This window comes from Pseudomonas sp. KCJK9016, assembly GCF_046231795.1.
GTDB classification, from domain to species: Bacteria; Pseudomonadota; Gammaproteobacteria; order Pseudomonadales; family Pseudomonadaceae; genus Aquipseudomonas; species Aquipseudomonas bananamidigenes.
Map to the genome: position 1 here is coordinate 174,752 of NZ_JBJJMM010000005.1, position 21,459 is coordinate 196,210.

At 60.6% G+C, this 21,459-nt stretch carries 17 protein-coding genes and 1 tRNA gene; 2 read left to right on the forward strand and 16 right to left on the reverse strand.

The window, feature by feature from the left end; all coding sequences use genetic code 11:
- Positions 1-145: 145 nt before the first annotated feature.
- The 4 genes from gabD to ACK6BI_RS06865 all read right to left on the reverse strand — a co-directional run bounded on the left by gabD (position 146) and on the right by ACK6BI_RS06865 (position 3,035).
- Entirely contained in the window at positions 146-1,588 is a 1,443-nt protein-coding gene (gene gabD / locus ACK6BI_RS06850) for an NADP-dependent succinate-semialdehyde dehydrogenase (protein WP_409316451.1), read from the reverse strand.
- A 319-nt stretch (positions 1,589-1,907) separates the two neighbouring features.
- Positions 1,908-2,225, reverse strand: a complete 318-nt coding sequence (locus ACK6BI_RS06855; RefSeq protein ID WP_409316452.1) for a RebB family R body protein — start codon at positions 2,223-2,225, stop codon at positions 1,908-1,910.
- A 43-nt stretch (positions 2,226-2,268) separates the two neighbouring features.
- Entirely contained in the window at positions 2,269-2,808 is a 540-nt protein-coding gene (locus ACK6BI_RS06860; RefSeq protein ID WP_409316453.1) for a hypothetical protein, read from the reverse strand.
- Positions 2,808-3,035 carry a RebB family R body protein gene (locus ACK6BI_RS06865; protein ID WP_409316454.1) on the reverse strand — a complete coding sequence of 76 codons (228 nt, stop codon included), beginning with the start codon at positions 3,033-3,035 and terminating at the stop codon, positions 2,808-2,810. The genes ACK6BI_RS06860 and ACK6BI_RS06865 overlap by 1 nt, the downstream gene beginning before the upstream one ends.
- A gap of 199 nt (positions 3,036-3,234) precedes the next feature.
- Here ACK6BI_RS06865 and ACK6BI_RS06870 point away from each other — a divergent pair.
- Positions 3,235-3,311, forward strand: a tRNA-Arg gene (locus tag ACK6BI_RS06870).
- A gap of 66 nt (positions 3,312-3,377) precedes the next feature.
- Here ACK6BI_RS06870 and ACK6BI_RS06875 read toward each other — a convergent pair.
- From ACK6BI_RS06875 to ACK6BI_RS06895, 5 genes are all read right to left on the reverse strand, one after another.
- Positions 3,378-3,647, reverse strand: coding sequence for a hypothetical protein (locus ACK6BI_RS06875; RefSeq protein WP_409316455.1), 270 nt, complete (start codon positions 3,645-3,647; stop codon positions 3,378-3,380).
- Between the two features lie 20 nt (positions 3,648-3,667).
- Complete coding sequence (locus ACK6BI_RS06880; protein ID WP_409316456.1) at positions 3,668-4,270, reverse strand: hypothetical protein; 603 nt, start codon at positions 4,268-4,270, stop codon at positions 3,668-3,670.
- Positions 4,267-4,848, reverse strand: coding sequence for an RNA polymerase sigma factor (locus tag ACK6BI_RS06885; protein WP_409316496.1), 582 nt, complete (start codon positions 4,846-4,848; stop codon positions 4,267-4,269). The genes ACK6BI_RS06880 and ACK6BI_RS06885 overlap by 4 nt, the downstream gene beginning before the upstream one ends.
- A gap of 29 nt (positions 4,849-4,877) precedes the next feature.
- Positions 4,878-6,569: a vWA domain-containing protein gene (locus ACK6BI_RS06890; RefSeq protein ID WP_409316457.1), complete on the reverse strand. Its 1,692-nt coding sequence runs from the start codon at positions 6,567-6,569 to the stop codon at positions 4,878-4,880.
- 87 nt (positions 6,570-6,656) lie between these two features.
- The gene (locus tag ACK6BI_RS06895; RefSeq protein ID WP_065257467.1) at positions 6,657-7,217 is read right to left on the reverse strand and encodes a YbhB/YbcL family Raf kinase inhibitor-like protein; all 561 of its coding nucleotides are present in this window, start codon (positions 7,215-7,217) and stop codon (positions 6,657-6,659) included.
- Positions 7,218-7,353: 136 nt separating this feature from the next.
- Here ACK6BI_RS06895 and ACK6BI_RS06900 point away from each other — a divergent pair, with 136 nt between their 5' ends.
- Entirely contained in the window at positions 7,354-8,883 is a 1,530-nt protein-coding gene (locus ACK6BI_RS06900; RefSeq protein ID WP_409316458.1) for an FAD-dependent oxidoreductase, read from the forward strand.
- Here the strand turns inward: ACK6BI_RS06900 and pgaD are convergent.
- The 7 genes from pgaD to ACK6BI_RS06935 all read right to left on the reverse strand — a co-directional run bounded on the left by pgaD (position 8,876) and on the right by ACK6BI_RS06935 (position 21,372).
- A complete protein-coding gene (pgaD, locus tag ACK6BI_RS06905) occupies positions 8,876-9,409 on the reverse strand; it encodes a poly-beta-1,6-N-acetyl-D-glucosamine biosynthesis protein PgaD (protein ID WP_409316459.1) in 534 nt (177 codons plus the stop codon). The two genes, ACK6BI_RS06900 and pgaD, sit on opposite strands and share 8 nt — an antisense overlap.
- On the reverse strand, positions 9,406-10,761 hold the full coding sequence (gene pgaC, locus ACK6BI_RS06910; protein WP_409316460.1) for a poly-beta-1,6-N-acetyl-D-glucosamine synthase: 1,356 nt from the start codon (positions 10,759-10,761) through the stop codon (positions 9,406-9,408). The genes pgaD and pgaC overlap by 4 nt, the downstream gene beginning before the upstream one ends.
- A gap of 1 nt (position 10,762) precedes the next feature.
- A complete protein-coding gene (pgaB, locus tag ACK6BI_RS06915) occupies positions 10,763-12,760 on the reverse strand; it encodes a poly-beta-1,6-N-acetyl-D-glucosamine N-deacetylase PgaB (RefSeq protein WP_409316461.1) in 1,998 nt (665 codons plus the stop codon).
- 12 nt (positions 12,761-12,772) lie between these two features.
- Positions 12,773-15,256: a poly-beta-1,6 N-acetyl-D-glucosamine export porin PgaA gene (pgaA, locus tag ACK6BI_RS06920; RefSeq protein ID WP_409316462.1), complete on the reverse strand. Its 2,484-nt coding sequence runs from the start codon at positions 15,254-15,256 to the stop codon at positions 12,773-12,775.
- A 255-nt stretch (positions 15,257-15,511) separates the two neighbouring features.
- Positions 15,512-17,023, reverse strand: coding sequence for a YdgA family protein (locus ACK6BI_RS06925; RefSeq protein ID WP_409316463.1), 1,512 nt, complete (start codon positions 17,021-17,023; stop codon positions 15,512-15,514).
- Between the two features lie 152 nt (positions 17,024-17,175).
- Positions 17,176-20,667, reverse strand: coding sequence for an AAA domain-containing protein (locus tag ACK6BI_RS06930; RefSeq protein WP_409316464.1), 3,492 nt, complete (start codon positions 20,665-20,667; stop codon positions 17,176-17,178).
- A gap of 69 nt (positions 20,668-20,736) precedes the next feature.
- Positions 20,737-21,372: an NADH:ubiquinone oxidoreductase subunit N gene (locus tag ACK6BI_RS06935; protein ID WP_065257460.1), complete on the reverse strand. Its 636-nt coding sequence runs from the start codon at positions 21,370-21,372 to the stop codon at positions 20,737-20,739.
- Positions 21,373-21,459: the final 87 nt, after the last annotated feature.

Genomic DNA, 21,459 nt, shown 5'->3' on the forward strand with positions numbered 1-21,459 from the left:
AGGATTAAGCGCAAGGATTGGCGGTGACAGCATGCGATGATCGACTGCCACGGCGTTCCCGGCCGCAGAGAAAATTCCGGTTTGAAACGACGCAAAGGGACAGCGCTCTCGTGCCCTTTGCGTTTACAGCGATCTTCTGCCGGGCTCAGATGCCCAGGCAGAGGTATTTGATTTCCAGGTAATCCTCGATGCCGTACTTGGAGCCTTCACGGCCCAGGCCGGAGGCCTTGATGCCGCCGAACGGCGCGACTTCGTTGGAGATCAGCCCGGTATTGACGCCGACCATGCCGTATTCCAGGGCTTCCGCCACACGGAACACACGGCCCAGGTCGCGAGCATAGAAGTAGGAGGCCAGACCGAACTCGGTGTCGTTCGACATCGCGATCACTTCCGCTTCGTCTTTGAAGCGGAACAGTGGCGCCAGCGGGCCAAAGGTCTCTTCCTTGGCCACAGCCGCGTCTTTCGGCACGTTGGTCAGGATGGTCGGCTCGAAGAAGTTGCCTTCCATCGGCTTGCCACCGGCCAGCACGGTAGCGCCTTTGCCTACCGCGTCAGCAATGTGTTCTTGCACCTTGGCCACGGCTTTCTCGTCGATAAGCGGGCCGGTTGTGGTGCCTTCTTCCAGACCGTTGCCGATCTTCAGCTTGGCGACCGCCGCTTTCAGTTTCTCGGCGAAAGCATCGTAGACCGAATCCTGGATGTACAGACGATTGGCGCAGACGCAGGTCTGGCCGTTGTTGCGGTATTTGGAAATGATCGCGCCTTCGACGGCCTTATCCAGATCCGCGTCGTCGAACACGATGAACGGTGCGTTGCCGCCCAGCTCCAGCGAGACTTTCTTGATGTCATTGGCGCATTCCGACATCAGCTGACGACCGATTTCGGTCGAACCGGTGAAGGACAGTTTGCGCACGATCGGGTTGCCGGTCAGCTCGCTGCCGATGTCGCCGGCACTGCCGGACACCACGCTGAACACACCTTTGGGGATACCGGCGCGCTGGGCCAGTTCGGCCAGGGCGAAAGCGGAGAACGGGGTTTGCGAAGCCGGCTTGAGCACCATGGTGCAACCGGCGGCCAGCGCAGGGCCCGCTTTACGGGTAATCATTGCCGCCGGGAAGTTCCACGGGGTGATGGCGGCGGTCACGCCGATCGGTTGTTTGATCACGATCAGGCGCTTGTCAGGCTGGTGGCCTGGAATCACGTCACCGTAGATACGCTTGGCTTCTTCGGCGAACCACTCGATGAACGAAGCGGCGTAGACAATTTCGCCCTTGGCTTCGGCCAGCGGCTTGCCTTGTTCGAGAGTCATCAGGCGAGCCAGGTCTTCCTGGTTCTCGATGATCAGTTCGAACCAGCGACGCAGTTTGCCTGCGCGCTCCTTGGCGGTCAGTGCGCGCCAGGCCGGCAAGGCCTTGTCGGCAGCTTCGATGGCACGGCGGGTTTCGGCGGCGCCCATCTTCGGCACGGTGCCCAGGATTTCGCCGGTGGCCGGGTTGTTGACCTTGATCGTCTGACCGTTGTCCGCGTCGACCCAAGCGCCATCGATGAAGGCTTGCTGGCGGAACAACTGGGTGTCTTTAAGCTGCATGTCGGCTTTCCTTAACAGCACCGCGGCCAGCGCGGAGCAAAATTATGATTGTAGAAAGGCGCCTCGCAAGGCTGCCGTCAGGGAAATCATTCAACGGGCTGGAGCACCTCAATGGTGCACGGTTGCAAACACGTGCGGCTCGGCACCCGATCAAAGAGCGTTTGAAATCTCAAACGGATCCTAGGATCAAAGGGGTTAAAGGACAATAGGTCGTTCGAAAAAAAGAACAAAAACACCGCTATTGCTGAACATTTCGGATCAGCGTGCATGCGTTGACGTTCCCTGCCGGCGCCGAACGGCAGGGATCGAGACGTCAGGGCTACTTGTTCTGAAACGACTTTAGAACCGTCAACAGACTGGTCAGGTTGTCGGCAACCCCGGTCTGCCCCACTTTTTCCGTCGCGCCGGCACCCGCCGTGGTATCCAGGCTGTAGATCTGCATCACACCCTGGTTGGTCGCCGCCTGCGCCAGTGTGTTCTGTTGCTGCTGGGCGCTGACAGCGTTCTCGAACAGAATGCCGGTCGAATGCGCCATGCTCTGGTAAACGCTGCCCATCGCCATGGCTGGCGCCTCGGCAACAACCTTGACGCTGCTCTGGGTGACCGCATCGGTAATCTGATCATTCACGGTTGCCATCTTCCGACTCCTTTCAAGGGACAGTGGATGTTGCAAATATTGCTCAGGCGCCCGAGGTACGCTCGGGATGGCTGGCGTTGAACCGGGCGATGCTCTGATCGATTCGCTCGAGAGCCTGGTTCACTCCGTCGGCGTCCAGCACACCGCTCGCCGCGGCCACCGCCGCAGCGCCGCCCACCAGAAGATGGGTATTCAAGGCGCCAAGCGCACTTTCGGTGGCGGCATCAAGGTCGTCCTCGATGATGCTCTCGGTCATCTTGCGCAACAGCACGCCTTGCGAGGCCAGGGCGAGTTTGGTAACTCCGTCGAAATAACTCGCCGCCGATTGCGCCACCAGCCCGCTGGCCTGTCGGACCAGCAGTTCCGACCCCAACTGCGCCAGGGCGGGCGCATGGGAAGCAAGCTGAGCATTGAGCAGGTTCACCGCTTCGACAATCTGGCGGTTCAAGGCTTCGGCGCCCACGCCATCGGCCGATTGCTTGAGCAAGTGCTCATTGAGCGACTCGAGCAACGCCGCCGCTGCGGCGGCAGGGTCGACTGCCGGTTGCTCCACGTTTTCGCCCTGCGCCTTTTCCCCGGCCATCAGGATCGCCCTCCCACCGACAGAATCTGCTGCACGGCGGCTGCAACCGTCGCATTGCCGATGATATTCATCGCTTGCTGATGGCTGACCGCGTTCTGCAGCGCCAGACTGACCGCATGACCGGTGACCTGGGTCAGCATGGCGATGGCCGTGGCCGGTGCGCAACCGACCACCTGCACGTTCGACTGGGTGACGGAGTCGGTGATTTGAGGATTGACGACGCTCATGCTGTTCTCCCTGAGTAAGGCGATCGAGAAACCCGCCGCAGGAAAACAATAGAACAGCTGCGCCAAACTGCCACGAGAGCATTTTGCAGGACGTTACAGCCTTTCGGAATGCGCCCCGGACCCGACACAAACACTGACAATGGCCCGGCAAAAACCGGCATGGACGCCCCGAGCCGACCTAGGTATGATGTCGCCCGCTGCACCAGTAGCTCAGCTGGATAGAGTACTGCCCTCCGAAGGCAGGGGTCGTGGGTTCGAATCCCGCCTGGTGCGCCATGAACAAAACGAAAAAGCCCCGGACTTTTAAGGTCCGGGGCTTTTTTGTGTCTGCCGATTGACGGCTCACTCCGTCGTCCAGTCAAACTCGTCGTATTCATCATCGTCTTCTTCGTCCTCGATCCACTCCTCATCGAGCACGTCGTGCCCCGGATCTTCCTCCGCCTGTCTGGCCAGAAGAAACTCCTTGCGACTCTCCGTCACTGCCCGCCGCAGTTCCTCACCCTTCACCGGGCAGTTGAGCATTTGGGCGATGCGGTCGATTTTTTGGGCCACGGCATCCTCCAGCGCATCGGCAATGCCCCGATAGTGCGCGTTTTTGCAGGGCAATGCCAAATGGCTGGGGGCTCAATCGGTCAATTCCGGCGGATTTGTTCAAGACGCACGTCCAGATTCACGCCTGGGTAACGTTTGTGCAGATTGTTGTACAGCGTATCCGCCGCTTGCGATTGACCGGAGTCGCGCAAGCGCAGGACTTCACGAAGCTGCTCATCCAGGCCATTGGCCGGGGCAGCGGCGCGCTTGCTGACCTTGGCTTCGTCTGCCGTGTCGGCCCTGATCGATTCGCTCTGCATCGGTGCAGCCATTTCCGCCATTGGCGAGGGAACTGGCGCAGAAAGCGCGCCGGCGGGCGCCGACAATGATCGGGCCTCCTGGCGGGCCACAGGCGCAGCCGGTTTCGCGGCGGGGGCGAAATCGTATTGAGCCACGGGCTCCGGCGCGCGTTGCACCAGCGACAGCATCAGCGCGATGCCGACCAGACTGGCAAAAGCCACCTGATAGCGCGGTGTCTGGCAGGCCTTGAGCCAGCGTTGCCACAGGCTCTGCCGTGGCATCGTGGTTTCATGGCGGGCGGCGTTGAGGATCAGCGCATCGAGATGCGCCGGCGGCTCGGTGTTGTGCTGTTCGCGCACGTGCTTGAGCACTTGCTCTTCGGGGGTCGGGCGGGCGTCCGTCATGTCAGTACCTCCTCGGCCAGCAGCCGACGCAGTTTTTGCTGGGCGTAGCGCAAACGGCTCTTGACGGTTTCCAGCGGTGTTTCGGTGAGGCTGGCGATTTGCGCCAAGTCGAGGTCGCCATGGGCGCGCAGCAGGAAAGCTTCGCGCTGGTCGGCGGGCAAGGTTTGCAGGGCGCTTTCCAGGCGCTCGCTGTCGCGGCTGAGGTTGAGCAGCTGTTCGGGATCGGAGGCGTCGTCGCTGATGGCGTGGATTTGCTCGTCGTAACTGTCATGCAGCGGTTGCCGGACACCGTGTTTGCGCCAGTGATCGATCAGGCGATTGCGGGCAATCTGGAACAACCATGTACGAAAGGTCGCCCGGCCTTGTAGCTGACTGGTGCTGCGGATCAGGCTCAGCCAGGTCTCCTGGAACACCTCGTCGGCCAGTTCCGGTTTGCCGCTCAACCCGAGCAGAAACCGATACAGACTCTGGCGATGACGAGCGTACAGGATCTCGAACGCCTTGCCCTCGCCCTCGCGATAACGGGCCAGCAACGATTCGTCGCTGCTGGCCTCAAGGTTGTCGGCGCTGGCAAACAGCTGGCTGATAAAGCCCTTCAGGCGGCTCACTATTCAACCCGTCGCTCGGTTGCCAGCGTATTGGAAGCGATCGAGGCCCGCAGACTCTGTGCCAGCTCCACCAGTTGCACGAATTCGTTGCGCAGGCCGAATCGGTCATCGCCCCGGGCACCGCGAGCAAGGGTTTCAGTGTCCTTGAGGCTGAAATCACCGGTGTAACGACCGTCCTTGAGCTGCTGGGAGAACGCAGCAACGGCGGCGGCAAAACGCAGGTCTTCACTGGCCGGTACTACCTGACTGGCAATCGGCCGCTCGATCAGCAGACTTTTCCCACCCTCAGGCTTTTGATATCGCACACGCAGCATTGCCAATTCTCCGCTCTTTCCGGAAGCAACCGACTCCGATTGACCGTAGCGCAACGGCTCCAGCCAGCCCTTCTCGCCTGTCGGGACAATTTCATACAGCGCCGTCACCGTATGCCCTGCACCGATTTCACCGGCATCGACCTTGTCATTACTGAAATCCTCACGCTTGAGCGCGCGGTTCTCGTAACCGAGCAGCCGGTATTCACTGACCTGCGCCGGGTTGAATTCCACCTGCAATTTGACGTTTTTCGCCACCACGGCGAGGGTCGAACCCAACTGATCCACCAATACCTTGCGCGCCTCGCGCAGGTTGTCGATGTAGGCGTAGTTGCCGTCCCCGGCATCCGCCAGTTGCTCCATCAGGTGTTCATTGTAGTTATCCACACCGAAGCCCAGGGTGGTCAGGGAAATCCCGGTCTTGCGTTTATCCACAGCCATTTGCTTGAGGCTGTCGAAGTCGCTGACGCCGACGTTGAAATCACCGTCGGTGGCCAGCAGGATGCGGTTGATCCCTTTGGGAATGAAGGCTTGTTGCGCCATTTGGTAGGCCAGTTCGATGCCGGAGGCACCCGCGGTCGAGCCTCCCGCCGTCAATTGCTCGATGGCCGTGCGAATTTTCGCCTTTTCCCGTCCGGAGGTCGGCTCCAGCACCACTCGCGACTCGCCGGCATACACCACCAGCGACACGCGATCCTGTTCACGCAATTGATCGACCAGTAACTTCAGGGTGCTTTTGACCAGCGGCAGCCCCTCACGACGATCCATCGAGCCGGATACGTCCACCAGAAACACCAGATTGGCCGGTGCCAGCTCCGCCACCGAGCGGTCGGAGGCCTTGATGCCGATGCGCAACAAACGGGTATGCGGATTCCAGGGCGTCGCGGCCAGTTCCGTGGTTACACCGAAAGGTGATCCGTCGGTGGGCAGCGCATAGTCGTAGGGAAAGTAATTGACCATCTCCTCTAGCCGAACCGCGCCTTCTGGCGGCAATCGACCCTGATTGAGCAGTCGGCGGACGTTGGCATAGGCACCGGTGTCGACGTCGGCGCTGAAGGTCGAGACGGGTGTTTCGGCAACGCTGTGGATCGGATTATCAGCCAGGTTGGCATATTGTTCGCGCTGCTCGACGCGATAGCCCTGTGGATAACTTTCCCCGGCGGGCATCGGGGCAAAACTGGCCATCGGCGCTACGAGCGCGCTGCGTTTGGCCAGCGCGCGATCAGCCATGACCGCTTCGTGCTGTATCCGTGGACTGGATTCGGCCTGTGCCGGTGGTGGCACGGCAGCCGATTCCGGACTGGAGGAAACACCGCAACCGGCGACGACCAGCAGCACACCGGCAGCCAGGGGTCGCAGAAGCATCGAAGAAAGAGACATGGGGGCTGACCTCGAGGAAGAATTGATCCATTCAACCTCTGAGACGGGCAGCCCTTTGCGTTCGGGTTAAACGCCGCTGAATATTTTTCAGCGGTGATAACGCCGCACCGCACTGCTGTTGCGCAGCACATGGCCTTTGATCTTTTCCAGCAACTGGGCGCGGGTCAGGCCGGCCGGCAACGCATCGGGGGCCAGGTCCAGGGCGTAGATCTGAATGATGTAGTGATGAGCGCTGTCACCGGTCGGCGGGCACGGGCCGACATAGGTGGTCGTACCTTTGCTGTTGGTGCCACCGACGCCTTCGAAGGTCGGCTTGGTGCCGATGCCGGCCGGGATCTGCCGGGTCGTGGCCTTGATGCCGTAATGAACCCAGTGATCGACACCCAGGCCTTTCTGGCCGTCCGGATCGTGCATCACGATGGCATAGCTCTGTGTGGCGGCCGGGCCGGCATTCCAGCTCAGCGCCGGGGACAGGTTCTTGCCGCCGCAACCGGCAGCGTCGCTGGCGGCGGCCGCGGTGAACAGACGATTGTCCGAAACACCGGGAATGCTGAGGGTGAAGCGTTCCTGGGCCTGCGCCGGGAACTGCACGCAAAGGGCGACGGCAACGGCCGCCAGCCAAGGGTTGAGAGAGGTCAATCGGGTCATCCGGGAGCACCTTGTGCAGTTGGGCCTTCGTCGGCCTGCAAACTATAGCCGTACCGTTCGCACCGTGGCAGTGGGAAATGGCTGAACCTCGTAATCCGGGCCAGACTCGTAAGAGAAATACCCGTGGAGCACACTCATGTCCTTGCATCGTGTCGCCCGTTTCGCCGATGTACCTGAAGACCGAGGCCTTGAAGTACAGATCGGCGACTGCCGGATTGTCCTGTTGCGCACGGCTGGCCAGTTACGCGCGTTTCAGGGCGAATGCCCGCATGCCGGAGCCCCCCTGGCGGAGGGTGCCGTGTGCCATGGCCGGTTGATCTGCCCCTGGCACAAGGCAGCCTTTCGTCTTGAAGATGGCGCCTTGTGCGAGCCGCCGGCGCTGGACAGCCTCAAGCGCTACCCGCTGGAACTGCGCGGTGATGATGTCTGGGTCGATGACCAGCCTTTGCCGGATCCTCACAGCCCACCACTGGACGACCAACGCACCTTTGTCATCGTCGGCTCCGGCGCCGGAGGAACCGCGTGTGCCGCCGCCCTGCGGGAGAAAGGCTTTGGAGGGCGGATCGTGATGATCGACCGTGAACCGGACGCTGGCTACGACCGTACGGTATTGAGCAAATTTGTCCTGTCCGGCGAGATGCAATCACAGCAAACCCCGGCCTTGCGTGATGACGACTTCTACCGCGCGCAACACATCAACCGGGTTTCAGGCGAAGTCGTGGCCCTCGATGCGCCGACCAGAACCCTGAATCTGGCCGATGGCCGGACGCTGAACTACAGCGCCGCCGTCCTCGCAACCGGAGCGACGCCCAATACGCTGGCATTGCCCGGTGCAGACCTGCCGCAGGTATTTGTCCTGCGCTCGAGGTCACAGGCCGGACAGATCATGAGAACTGCAGAGCCGGGACAACGCGCCGTCATCATCGGTGACAGCTTTATCGCCCTCGAGTGTGCTTCAGCCCTGCGCCAGCACGGTCTCGAGGTGACGGTACTGGCGCGCCACGCCACGCCCTTCGCGGCGCAGTTCGGTGAGGCCACGGGCAAGGCTGTCCGAGCGCTGCACGAAGAGAACGGGGTGAAATTCATCGTCGATCACGCCGTCCGGGAGATCACTGGCGATGGCAGGGTCGAGGCGGTGTTGCTCGATAACGGTCTGCGTCTTTCGGCGGATCTGGTGCTGGCGGGGATCGGCGTGCATCCGGCGACCGCGGCGTTCACCTCATTACCGCTGGAGGAAGACCAATCGATTCGGGTTGATGCCGGCATGAAAGTCACCGACAACCTGTGGGCCATCGGCGATATCGCCACCTTCCCGTCAGGCGGCAAGCCAACGCGCATCGAACACTGGCGCCTGGCCCAGCAACATGCACGGATCGCTGCCGCCAATATGCTCGGCGCCGACGAACACTACCTCGACGTGCCGTATTTCTGGACCTGGCACTTCGGCCGCAATTACGACTATCTCGGCCATGCCGAACAGTGGGACGCCATCGAATTCATGGGCGAGCCCGAACAGCCGCCCTTCATCGGCCTGTTCGGCGCCGACGGCCTGGTGGTGGCTGCGGTGGCCTGTGAACGGGAGCGCGCCATGGCGCTGCTGGCTGAACGCATGAAACAGCCGCTGCCCATGGAAGAGGCCTGGCGGCTGATTCGCGCGGTCAGTTGAGCCGGTTCGTGGGATCGCGGTTATCGTCGTCCTCGGCGTGCAGAAAGATCACCCGTGGGTGCTCGAGCGGCGCCAGCGGTGGTGGCAGTTCCGCAGGCTCAACCGGCCACAGGTGCGGTACGACGTGACTGACGTCGCCTTCCTGATTGTTGTGGATGGTGATGACGCCCGGGCTGCGCAGCTTCTGCAGACGGTCATCGCACAGCTTGAAGCTTTTGCTCAGGCCGTCATCGTCAACCACCGGTGCAGCCAACCGACGCTGGGCGAAACTGCGGCTCTTGCGCTGTTGATAACGGGCCCAGGAAATCAGGATCACGGCATTGACCAGCGCCACCCACAGATAAACCTGCAGTGTGCCCAGGGCCTCGAACGCCGAGTTGTCGATACGCGGACCACCGGCATGGGTTTCAATCAACGGCCACAGTCCGCGTACCAGCAGATACAGCAGGCCGACCCAGGCCAGCACGGTGAGGATCACATCGATCACCACCAGAAAAGGTCGCTGGCGGGTCCGGATGATTTTCATTTGATGACCTCCTCTTCGTCGTCCTCGACCGGTTTGATCCCCCGATCGGGACTGACCCAACGCGCACGCTTCTGATGCTGGCCGAACAGCACCTTGGGAAAGCTGACCAGCGTGGTCAGCAGACTGATGAACCAGAACACCAACGGATACCAGACCACCCAGAACATCGTCCGACCGAGGCCCGGTTCGTAACGCCGGTCAATCACGATACTGACCGCGAATTGCACCAGGCAGACAAACGCCAGCAACAGCCCGGTGAACGCCGGCGGCATCAGGTGATGCACGGCAATTGCGTCGGGCAGGACCACGAATTTGCCGACGGCCCAGAAGATGACCGACAACAGGAACGTGAACGCCCAGCCGGTCGAGAGGCAATATTCGAACAGCAGCGGCCACAGGTAGCGATGGCGGTACTGCCAGATCCCCCGAATATTCTTGAACAGTACTTCGGCGCCGCCCTGGGCCCAGCGCAGGCGCTGTTTCCACAGACCGCGCAGGGTTTCCGGCATGAGGATCCAGCACAGGGCGCGGGGCTCGTAGAAGATGCTCCAGTGATCGAGTTGCAGTTTCCAGCTGATGTCGATGTCTTCGGTGATCATGTCCGGGCTCCAGTAGCCCACCCGGTTCAGCGCGGTGCGGCGGAACGCCACGATCACACCCGACACCGTGAAGATCCGTCCGAACACCCGCTGCGTGCGCTTGATCAGGCCGATGATCGACGAAAATTCGCCGACCTGGACTCGCCCGACCAGTGTCGAACGCGTGCGGATCCGTGGGTTGCCGGTCACCGCGCCAAGCCGCGCGTTGTCGAGCATCGGCGCCACCAGGTAGGCGGCGGTGTTCGGCGCCAGCAGCGCATCTCCGTCGATGCACACCAGATATTCGCTGCGCGCCGCAATGGCGCCCATGCGCAGGGCCACGGCCTTGCCCTGGTTTTCCGCCAGGTGCAGCACCCGCAGTCGTGGGTCTTCCTTGGCCAGGGCATCCAGCACTTGCGCGGTGTTGTCCTTGGAGCCGTCGTTGATCGCGATGACTTCGATGTTCGGGTAATGCTGGGCCAGCGCCGCGTGAATGGTGTCGGCAGCGTTATCGCCTTCGTTGTAGCAAGGGATCAGGATCGAAATCAGCGGTTCACCTGCCAGCGGCGGCGGCAGCGTGTCGTCCTTCCACGGCCAGTGCCGCTCCCAGTGCAGCCAGAAATACAGGCCGCCGGAAATCCACAACCCGGACATGAACAGCGGGTAGAAGAACACGAAGTCCATCAGGAATTGCCCGGTGACCAGAAAGATCAGCCCCAGCGGGACGCCGAGGACGATCGCCAGAACCAGCAGGGCGAGCAGTCTATCCAGCATGTCATGGGTTCCATTTGTTGGAGAGCGCAGGCCGCACGGTTTTCAGGTCCGGCAGGTTCTCGAGGAAATTGTCCGGGTAGTAGCCGAAACTGGTCGCGCCCTGACGCTTGAGACGGCCCATCCAGTCGGCCAGTAGTGCGCCATCGATGTCGGCCTGATCCTTTTTCGTCCAGTCCCGGGCCTGCAGTTCGAACACTGTGCGATCCAGCGCACCGGGGCGCTGCTTGATCTTCGCCACCAACTCTTCCAGCCACGGGCCGGATTGCGCATGGGTCTGTTTTTCCATGAGCGGCATGGCCATTGGCGCCGTCCAGTCGTAGCTCACGAGGAAATCGTCGAGGTTCTGCGCGAACCACGCTTCGCTCTCCGGGTTGAGAATCGGCTCGGCGAAGAGGTTGCGTGCAGTGAGCACTTGCGGTCCCCGGATCGCCCGCACCCTGGCAGTCAGTTCGTGGGTGAAATCGATCAGGTAGCGGCTCTTGAACCGGGTCCAGCGCTGCAGGGTGGCCGGATCTTCACGCAGGGCCGCAATCGAACCCGGCAGACCGTGGGCAGCGTAGGCCTTCAGGGCTTCAGGGCTGGCGTCCTCGAAGTCCGACAGCACGGCGTCGTCGTGGTAGAGGATGCCGTCGACCGAAGTCAGGCGCGCCACGTCTTCGTAGATCTCACCGATGATCCGCCGCACTTCGGGATCGAACGGCGACAGCCGCTTGTACTGATCAGGATCGACGGCGGTAGTGCCGGTCTTCGGATCCCAGCGCGTGACCCGTGGCAATTTCGAATCCAGCGCAAAGCTCAGCACCGGCATCCAGGCGAACACTTTCACGTGAGCCCGGGTACGCAGCTGCCAGGCGACACGGTCGAAGATATCGGCGCGTACCGGCAGATGACGGTTGGGGAAATACAGCGAATGCACCAGTCCATCGCCTTTCGGATCGGCGAAGGCCTGCAGGAACACGGTGTTGGCGCCCATGTCGGCCATGCGCTGGATCAGCTTGCCGAGGTTGACTTCCTGTTGTGCGGGGTCCGGGTCATAAACGTTGTCCAGGTCGACGTGCACCACACGCATGGGAGAGTCGGACTGCACTGCGACGATGCTGTTGGCAAAATGCTCGCCATCCGGGTCTGAAGCGACGAGGAAACGCGGGCTGCTCATCAGATTGTCGAGGGCATCGAGACCGTCATCGAGGGTCAGGGCCATTTCGTAGCCCTGCTCGCCCACGACAGCCAGCGAAGTGCCATCCGCCGTACCGTAAGGCCAGACCCAGACCCGTGGTTTCTTGCCGGTGGCCTTGCGGATTTTTTCCGAGATGGTAACCACGTCGGTGCGGATCCGCGCCTGGAAATCCGCCTCGGATTCATAGCGTCTGGTCACTGGATCGTAACGCCGGGTCGCGGCCGCCGGCTGCAGGTTGCCTTGCGGGTTGGCGAGGATGCCTTTGTGGCTGGCATCAGTGTGGGCGGCGATTTCCACCAGGCCCGATTGCGAGATTTCCCGTATTTGATCCCACGTCAGAAAATCGGAGCGCTGACGCGGAGTGCCGGCGAAATCCACTGGCTGATTCAGCGGTGTGTCGATCCAGACGCCCACTGGTGCCAGCAGCGCATGCCAGTTGTAGGCGCGCAGCACCGGCATCACGCGGGTATAGAAACTCGAATAGCCATCGTCGAAGCTGAGCAGGATCGCCTTGGGCGGCAGTTCCGGCCCGCCCTTGCGCGCAGCCATGATCTGATCGACCGTCACCGGCTTGTAGCCGTTTTCCCGCAGCCACGCCAGTTGCTCGATCATACGCTCGGTGCGCACGGCCACCACGGCCTGATCGGGGTCGCGATCCTCGACGTCGTGATAGGCGATACCCAGCACGTGGTTTTTCGGCCACGGCTTCTCATTGGCCGCCACCGGACGCTCGGACGGCGGCGCGAAGGCCGGAGCCTGCTGGGCGCAGGCGCTGACCAGCAGCGCTCCCAGCAAAAGGATGAAACGCGAAATCAAAGGCATCTTCAAACTCTTCTAGAAGCGGAAAGTGAGGTCGACGAGCAGACGCAGATCGGTTTCCCGGTCACCGTCGTAGGGCCGGTTGATCACACTGAACAAACCGCCCACCTCGAACACGTCGTTCCAGGCATAGCGCTGGCCGTAGCCCAGCATCGCCATGCCGCCGGTGCCGTGATCACGCTGGCTGTACGTGCCCGCCCCCGCCTGGAACTGCTGGCTCCAGGAGGTTTCGTAGCGGTGGTAGAGCACATGGTTGACGTTGACCGTCGGCATCACGCTGAAGTCCGACTTCGGGTTGAAGTACGGCACGTCTTCGGATTTGGAGTTATGGCTGGTGCTGACCTCCAGACCGGCGTCGACCTGTACGTGGGGGGTGCTGTAGACGCCTTCTCGACCGGTCAGCAAGGCTTCGACACGGTTGTTGCCGTCGCTGAAGTGCGACGGGCTGACCGACAGTTTCCATTCGCGGCTTTCGTTGGCGCGCCAGCGGATGAAACCACTGCCGCCGTTGGCCTTGATGTTGCTGTTCAACGCACGCAGCGGAGTGTCCGCCGACAGGTATTCAAGACTGCCGCCGTACTGCCAGTGGTCATTGATGTCCCGGGCAATCGCCAGACGCGCGCCCTGCTTGTCGCCGTAACCATAGGAATGGTTGGAGACTTCGGCTTCAAGGGTCATGTCACGGGTGCGCCGTTCCAGGCCGACGCGCTGGAAACGGTGGTTGCCGGTACCTTCAGCGAAATCGCCGGTGGCGTAACCGATTCCCGCGAACACACGCCAGTCTTCATTGATCGGCGGGCTGTACAGCGTGCTCTGGATGCCGAAATCGCGGCTGCCGCTGACCGCTCCCGCCCCGCCGCTGCCGCCACCGTTGGCCTTGCCGCCATAGGCTTCGACGCGCAGTTCGGACATGTCATGCACCTCACGCTCGCGGGCGGCGCGCTGCACCTGGCGGTTGTCCGGGAAGCGTTGCACGACATCGTCGGTCAGGGCATCCATCTGCCGCCATTCCTGAAGTGTCATGGCGGTACGGGCCTGAGCCACTTCCAGGCCCATGTCCCGGGGCACCATGCTCTCGACTTCCTTGAGTTGGGTCTCGGCACGGCGCGGCCACTGACGCGCCAGGTAAAGATCGGCCTGGGACAGACGCAGACCGACGTTGCCCGGCGCCTGATCGACCAGCGTCTGCAAGCGATCCTCACCATGGGGCAAGTCCGCGCCATAGGTGCCGGCGGCCTGGGCCGACAGCAGTTGCGCATCCATCCAGTCGTCGCTGGGGTTACCGATCGGCAAGCCCTTGAGTTCGACGCGTGGTTTCTCGTTTTTGGCCAGATCCTCCGCGACCTTGCGCGCTTCTTCGGCACGGTCGCTCTCGAGCAGCGAGTAATACAGCGCCGTGGTGTCTTCAAGGCGATCGCCGGCATCGGCGTCCGGTGCCGAAAGCACCTGGCGATACAGGTCGGTGGAGACTTCCGGCTGACGCTGATCCAGATAGGAAGCGGCCACCCAGCGCAGGGCATAGGTCGGGATCTTCACGCCTTCGGCTTGCAGCTTCTGGTATTCGGTAATGACCTCGGCGGTGCGCGCCCGGGCCTTGAGCGCGCCCATGCGGTCGATGCGCCAGCGGGTCACGTCGTCGTGGGCGCTGGCGTCCGGAGTCCAGGTGGCGAGCAGTTTGTCGTAGTCGGCCAGCGCGCGGTCGGCGATCACATAACGTTCTTTTTCGCTGCGGGTGGCGAATTCGGCGAGACGCACCCGTTCGGCAGCCAGATCGCCTTCGAGGCGCCGCAGCGTCACCGGGTCGATCAGCCCCGGGCGCTGGTTGGCCAGGCGCAGTGCAGGCTCGGGCAGACGGGCCTTTTGCAGGGCGACCACGTATTCACGGGCGACTTCCGGTTTGCTGCCGGCGCGAACGAAGGCCTGGTCGTATTCGAACAGCGCGTCGTATTGTTTGCCGGCACGGGTCAGGGCGTAGCCCAGTGCGAGGCGGCGCGAAGGGTCATCGGGCCTGGCGGCAACCAGCGCCCTGGCGCGGGTCACGGCTTCATCGGGTTTGCCGGAGTCTGCCTGGGTCAGCGCCAGACCGAGTTGCAGGTCGGCATTGTTCGGCTCCAGCGCCAGGGCTTTGTTGTAGACCTCGATGGCCTGGTCCCAGCGTTTGAGATTACGATAGGCGCGGGCGGTGGCGGTCAGGGCCTGAATCGGCAATGCATGGCCGCGCCCCTGTGTCTCGTAGACCTGCACCACTTCGGCGTCGAGGCCGGCCCAACTGGCGATTTGCAGATGATCGCTGATCTGCCCCGTGGTGGCCTGGGCTGGCGGCACCTGACGCAAAGCGGTCAGCGCAGGCGTGTAATGACCTGCCCGGGCATCGAGCACCATTTGATCATAGGCCGTATCGGCCAACGCAATCGCAGGCCACAGCAACTGGCTGCACAGCGCGACTCGAAACAAAGGGCGTAAACCACGATGTAATACGGGAACATCAATACGCGGCATTCGTCAGCATCCTTACATGGCCAGCCGGGTAGCTACGCCCCCCCTTGCCCGATTCGTGACGGCGGCCAAGTCAGTATCACTTGGCCAAACTTATCCAAGCAGTCTTGCACGCAAGCGTAGACCAATATTCAGAACACAATATTTGTTCAGATTCATGACCGAAAACACGGGTTCGCGCCGTCGACGAGAACGCCAGACAGCAAAACGCCCGGCCTTCGCGGATAGCGAAGGCCGGGCGCCGGGTGTTGCGAAGGTTTACTGTTCCTGGCTGACGCTGACGCCGGCGAATTTGCTCATCAGGAAGCCGACGAATTGCTCGACGGTCATTTTCTGGCCGTTGAACTCCACCTGATTGGCGGCGTAATGCAATTTGGTCGTCACATTGGTGCCATCCAGCGTCGCCAGCTGCGAGCCCACGGCCATGCCCGAGAACATGTCAGCGGCAGCGCTGGCCTGGTCGACAATGGCTTTGGCGTCGGTCTGGCCATCGACCTGCGCCTGCACGCTGAGCAGATCCACCAGCATTGGCTTGGACACCCGCACATTGAGGTCGAGCAGGGCGATCAGTTGCTTGCCCAGTTGATCCGGCGGCAGGTCCATCGAAGCCGGTTTGGTCAGGTCGAGCACCAGATTGGCACGGCTCTCGCCGTTGGCGGTTTTCAGCGACAGATCTTCCAGCGCCAGTTGCGGCCCGGCGGCCAGCAGTTTCTGCAGGTCAGCCTTGACCTGCGCGGACTCGGCTTCGGTCAGGTTCAGCTCCGGTGCCGGCAAACCGGCGGCGGTCGCTTCGGCGGCGGCCTGTTCATAAGGCTGCAGTTTGGTCTGGTAGATCTGCATCAGCGACATCGCCGACGGAATGTCGAGATTCTTCAGGCTCATGGCCAGGTTGGCCGAGCCGATTTTCTTGTCGTTGAGCGTGATTTCACCGATTTTGTAGTCCGCACGACCGGAAGCGCTGCTGCCGTTCTCTTCGGTGAGGTTCTTCATTTCGAAGTTCTTCACGCCCAGCACCGACTGTTTGGCACCGAAGGTGGTCTTGCTGCCGGTCAGCTCCAGCGTGTTCTCGCCGGCGTAATAGCCGTAGCTGCTCTTGGTCAGGTTGCTGGCCAGGGTCAGGCCATTGAGCTCGACCTGAACCGGCGCCTGATCTTCGGCCACGGTGGTCAGGTGCAGGCTGTCCATGTAACCGTTGGCCTTGACCTTCTGCGCCTGGGCGCTGGCGGAAATGTCCATGTTCAGCCCGGAAAACTTCAGGCTCGACTTGTCGTCCAGCGCGGTCTCCAGCGGCAGCAGTTCGATGTTGCCGGTGGTGGACTGGTCGTAGCCGATGTTGACCACACCCTTCAGTGGCGCAGCGCCCTTGGTGGCGGCGAACCATTTTTCGGTGACCGGGGTCTTTTCCAGCTCATAGTGACTGGTGGCCATGACCGGCAGCCATTTGAGCGATACCAGACGCGAGAAAGGCAGCGGACCGTGTTCGATGTGATCGACGAACAACAACTCGACCGGCGCTTCGCCGAACAGCTCGCCTTCGCCCTTGAGGCGATAGTGTGCAGTACTGCTGAAGGTATGACGCTCCAGCGACACCAGTTCCAGCGATGCGCTGCCGTTGGAGCCGGCCATGGCGGTCTGCAACTCTTTGTTGGCGTCGACAACGGCGTTATTGAGCACGCCTTCGATCCTGGTGCCGGTGTACCAGGCCCCGCCGACGCTGATGGCGCCGATGGCAACAACAATTCCGAGAAGCACGCCTGCTGATTTATTCATGAATGACCTGATCGATTTCCGTGGCTGAAGGTGTGGTCGTCTTCCGTGAACCCGTGACCGGGCCGTGGCTCGACTCCGTTAAAAATGCTGGAAGGTTAGCATTCGTATACTTTCAAGGTTCGTTTTTTAGCGCTCGACGCCGCGTTTGGCCACTAGGCTGCCTTGGCTCCCAGCAAGAGTCGCAAATCCTTCATGCTGCTCTGAATCATGGTTGAAGCGAACTCTCCGTCGTAACGGATGCTCGATTCGTAATAGCGGTAATCGCTTGAAGCCCGACGGACCGAGGACAACCAGTTAAACGACCCCACTACCAGCCAGGACTCGTCTACCAACAACATTTTTCCGTGAACGCTGCGGACCTTGGTATTCCTGAAAATGGCACCTGCGCGCTCGAGCTCCTCGACACAAGCCTTGAACGACTCGACTTTTTGTTGCTCGCCCGCGCACAACGCCTCGCTGCTGATTACGACAACCTTGACTCCCCGGAGACGAGCTTCCCGGATCAGAGCAAGTACATTGTCTTGCTGGATAGCGTCCTTCGACAGATAGGGTGACACGACAATCAGCTGTCGTTGAGCGCTTTCGAATGCCGAACGCAACGTTGTCCTGTGACCTTCAAGATCGCTGATCTGCTCGGTGAAGTCAGGGTTATAGGCAGGAACCAGCCACTGGAGCGGTACGCCTTTGAGTTCATGCCGCTCTTCCCTGAAAAGATGTTTGCCGAGAATCGCGGAGGGCGTATTTCCAATCGGATTGAACAGATTCATGTTGCCAAACACCAGAAACGCATCCTGGGCACGGGAAATGGCCACATTCAACAGTGACCCTCCATCCTTATCGAAAAATGGCGACCCTGGTTCGGTGTCCAGGCCGTATGTTGGAGAAAAAATGACCACTCTACGTTCGGCCCCCTGCAGACTGTGGACCGTACCCACCGTAATCCCGTGATCTGCACCGAGGCTGTTGTCCAGTGCCTGACGAATCGCCGAGGACTGCGCCGCGAAAGGCGTGACAACTGCCACCAGATCCTTGAACGCCTTCTGGTCTGCGGCGAACGCCGATTCGATTTCAGCGCGATGGGTTTTCAGCCAGTAGGCGATGACCTGCGCTTCGACTTTGTTGCAACGACTCTTCCCGACTCGCTGATCCAGCCCTGACAGATGCACATAACCCAGGCTCGGGTTCAGCCGTCTTGGTGCTTCGTCACGACAAGGCTCCAACAACTGTTTGTAGACCAACTCGTTGCACACCTCGATGATCTCCGACCAGCATCGCCGATGCTCACTGAGAAACATGCCTCGCCCCCGCCTGGCGTGCTTGGTATAGGGGGTTGCCAGTTGCGCAACCTGCATCAGATTGCCGGAGGATGCCGCCTTGCCAGACTCACAAAACGCATCCCAGCCTGAATCCATCAATCCAAAATGCCGTGCATTGGACAGGTCGATCGATTTGGGCAGACCATGTACCGGCGAGATCTGATCCACGTCACCGACTACCAGCGCCCGTTTGGCCAGCGCAAACGCGGGTATACCAATTTGCGAAGCGACCTGGCCGGCTTCATCGACGATCAGCAGATCGATGCATTCGAGCATCGGCTGGTTCTGGCCATTCCATCCGCTGAAGCGCTTGGGCAATGAATAAAGGGTCACAACCGAACAAGGAAAAAGCTTGGCCAGACGCCGGTATTGGCGTTCGATCCGATCCGGAGACTGGGTATCTTCCACTTTCTTGTAGCGATCGAGCGTTTCTTCGACTTCTGACAGATAACGCGCCTCCCAATAGTGGGTAGCCCATTTGAAGGCTTCAAATCTCGCGCCCATATCCAGCGCGTTCTGGATCAGCGGTGTTTCAAGTCGGCCATCGCCTCCCGCCACGCGTTCCAGACGAGTAACAATACTATTGAGCGCGTGGATCGACGCTTGCGTCTTGCTAAGTTTTTCCTGTGCGTCTTCCTCTGCTTTCGCCAACGACGATTCCTGATCCGCAATCAATTGCTCCAGCGCCTGACGATTACCAACCTGCTTCAACCGGGCCCCGAGGATTTCTCCGTGATCGATGACCGCTTGAGCTAAGAAAACATCATCACGCCTGGTTCTTGCCGACTCGATCCCGCACCAAGCCAAAAAAGTACAGAAAACACTTTCCGTACCAACATGACGCTTCCACGCGAGCTTGGCCATTTGAAGCTTCACACCCCTGGCCGCCAAGTCCCTCTGCTGACCTTTTGTTTCATCGATCAGTGATTGCAGGGCCGTGCGTGCTTCACTGACCATTTCTTGCGAAACAACTGGCTCGCCAAACAAATCATTAAGCGCGGCAAGGTCAGCCGACACTTGCTCGATTATGTTGCAGCAGTTCTCAAGCTTGGCATGAAGAGCTTCGATGGCGGCAGCAAGTGTTGGCTCTCTTAATCGTCCAAGCGCGTCTTGCGCACACTTGAGAAACTCGTCGCGAGCAAGCTCGAAACCTTCGCGCTTTTCGATCAACTGAAAATCGTGCACGGACTTCTTGCCCATGCCCTTGAGCGCATGAACCTGAAATCCTTGCTTGTCGTTTTCCCGGCTTTTAGCCGGCATGTAGAGCCCGTAACTTTCAAGCCCCTTGATCCAACGACCCGCCAAGGGGCCGGCTTTTTCCTTGACCTTGGCGAAAGCCTCGAGAATGTTGAGAACAGCTTGATTATTGGTAGACGCAGCGACAATCAGCGGAGGTTCTTGCTGCGCCCGCGCCTGTTTGATCCACAAAGTGGCGATGACACTGAGCAGTAACGTTGTTTTCCCGGTGCCCGGAGGACCGTCGACGGCAGTAATGGCTGCAGGCAACGAAAAAAAATGCATCAGCGATTCACGCTGGGACGGCGACAACCCGTATCGGCACTCCATTTGTCCAAGATGTTCTTTCGAAACGGACAACTGTTGTTGCTGGGTCAGTAGCGGTTTCTCGGTAGCGGGTGTGATGAGTGTTTCCAGCAACCCTGCCTTCAGGTTGTCCTGCTGTCGCAAATGATCCAGGAGCGTCTGGATCCCTTGCGCCGCACCGCCGGTTGAAGTCCCGAGCATGATCAGTGGGTGATTGAGCCTTTCATACTGATCGATCTCCAGGTTGTCCCAATCTTCGCCTGACACCTGAAGACAAAACGCTCTCGCACTCTTTATCAGACTGTTCCAGTCAGTCGGACGGGTGAGCTGGGCATAAAACGCATCGACTTCCTGAACCGTACCGATCGTCACCTGGTAAGCACTCGGCGCCAGAAAATTTCGTGGCGTCACGGGCAAGCGATTTTCGGGATCCAGGTTGAGCGAACCGTCACGCTCCAGCAGCCCGAAGAAAAAGAGCGGAACCATATGCTCCGGCAACAAGTTGCTCGGGCGCCCATGCTCTGGCCGCAAGCCGAACAATAGCGGACAGACGATCACCCGCAACGGCCAGCCTTCATCGGCCGAGATCCGGGTTTCAGTCTCGGCTGACTTGGATCGGGGACGTTGCGCATACAACGATTTGCAGCAATGACTGGACAGTTTTCCTCGGATGATTTCATCCAGCGTCAACGCTGGCGATGCCTTCTCCAGATCCGGCATCAAATTACAGGCATCCGACAAAGAGGCACTCAAGTAGTCAAGATGAACCTTTACATTCCTTTGCATCAGTTTTTGCTGCCATGACAGAGAGCTTGCCCTCATTATGCCAGCACGACAACACAACCCCACCTACTTTCAGGAATACTGCACCTCGATTTCATCAAGCTGATGATCGAAGCTTTTCAGCCGTGCGCTCCATGTGTACACCAGCACCTCGAAATCCCGGTCGATCACCGCCCCGCCAGGACCGTCGCCGCGCGGGTCGCAGAAGTCCAGCTGGTAACGCTCGCGGGCCATGGCCGTGGCCACGTCGGACAGTTCCCGGGCGTTGTTCAGCCAGTGCCAGCCTTCATCGGCGACTTGCCTGTCGAGCTCCAGACACTGCTTCTTCAGGGCCTCGAGGCTCTTTTCCAGCGGGGTGCCGGTGAGTTCGCCCATGACTTCGGCGAAGGTGCGCCCCGGTTGCCAGTAGCTGCCCCAGAAGTAGCGGTCGAACACGGTTTCGACCTTGCGCAGCGCGACTTTGGTGTCCCAGATCAGCAACAGGGTCTTGCTTTGTTCAAGCTGTCTTTTTTTGAGCCGCTGCACCTGCACCGACGCCCAGGCCACCACCACGATCGCCATGACCGCGATCAACGCGGTCGCGCTGTCGAGGAAGACCATCGCCTTGTCGATCTGATGGGCCAGCATGATGCCGTAGAAATAGGTGGCCGATAGCAGCACCAGTGCGACCAGCGCGCACCAGAAGCCGAGAGCGTAAGGGTTTTTCATTATTGGTTTCCCCTGGACCTGCGCTAGCAATGTGCACTGAAAAGGCGCCTTGCTCAGGGCGCCCCCCCAACACTTCAAAGCATAGCA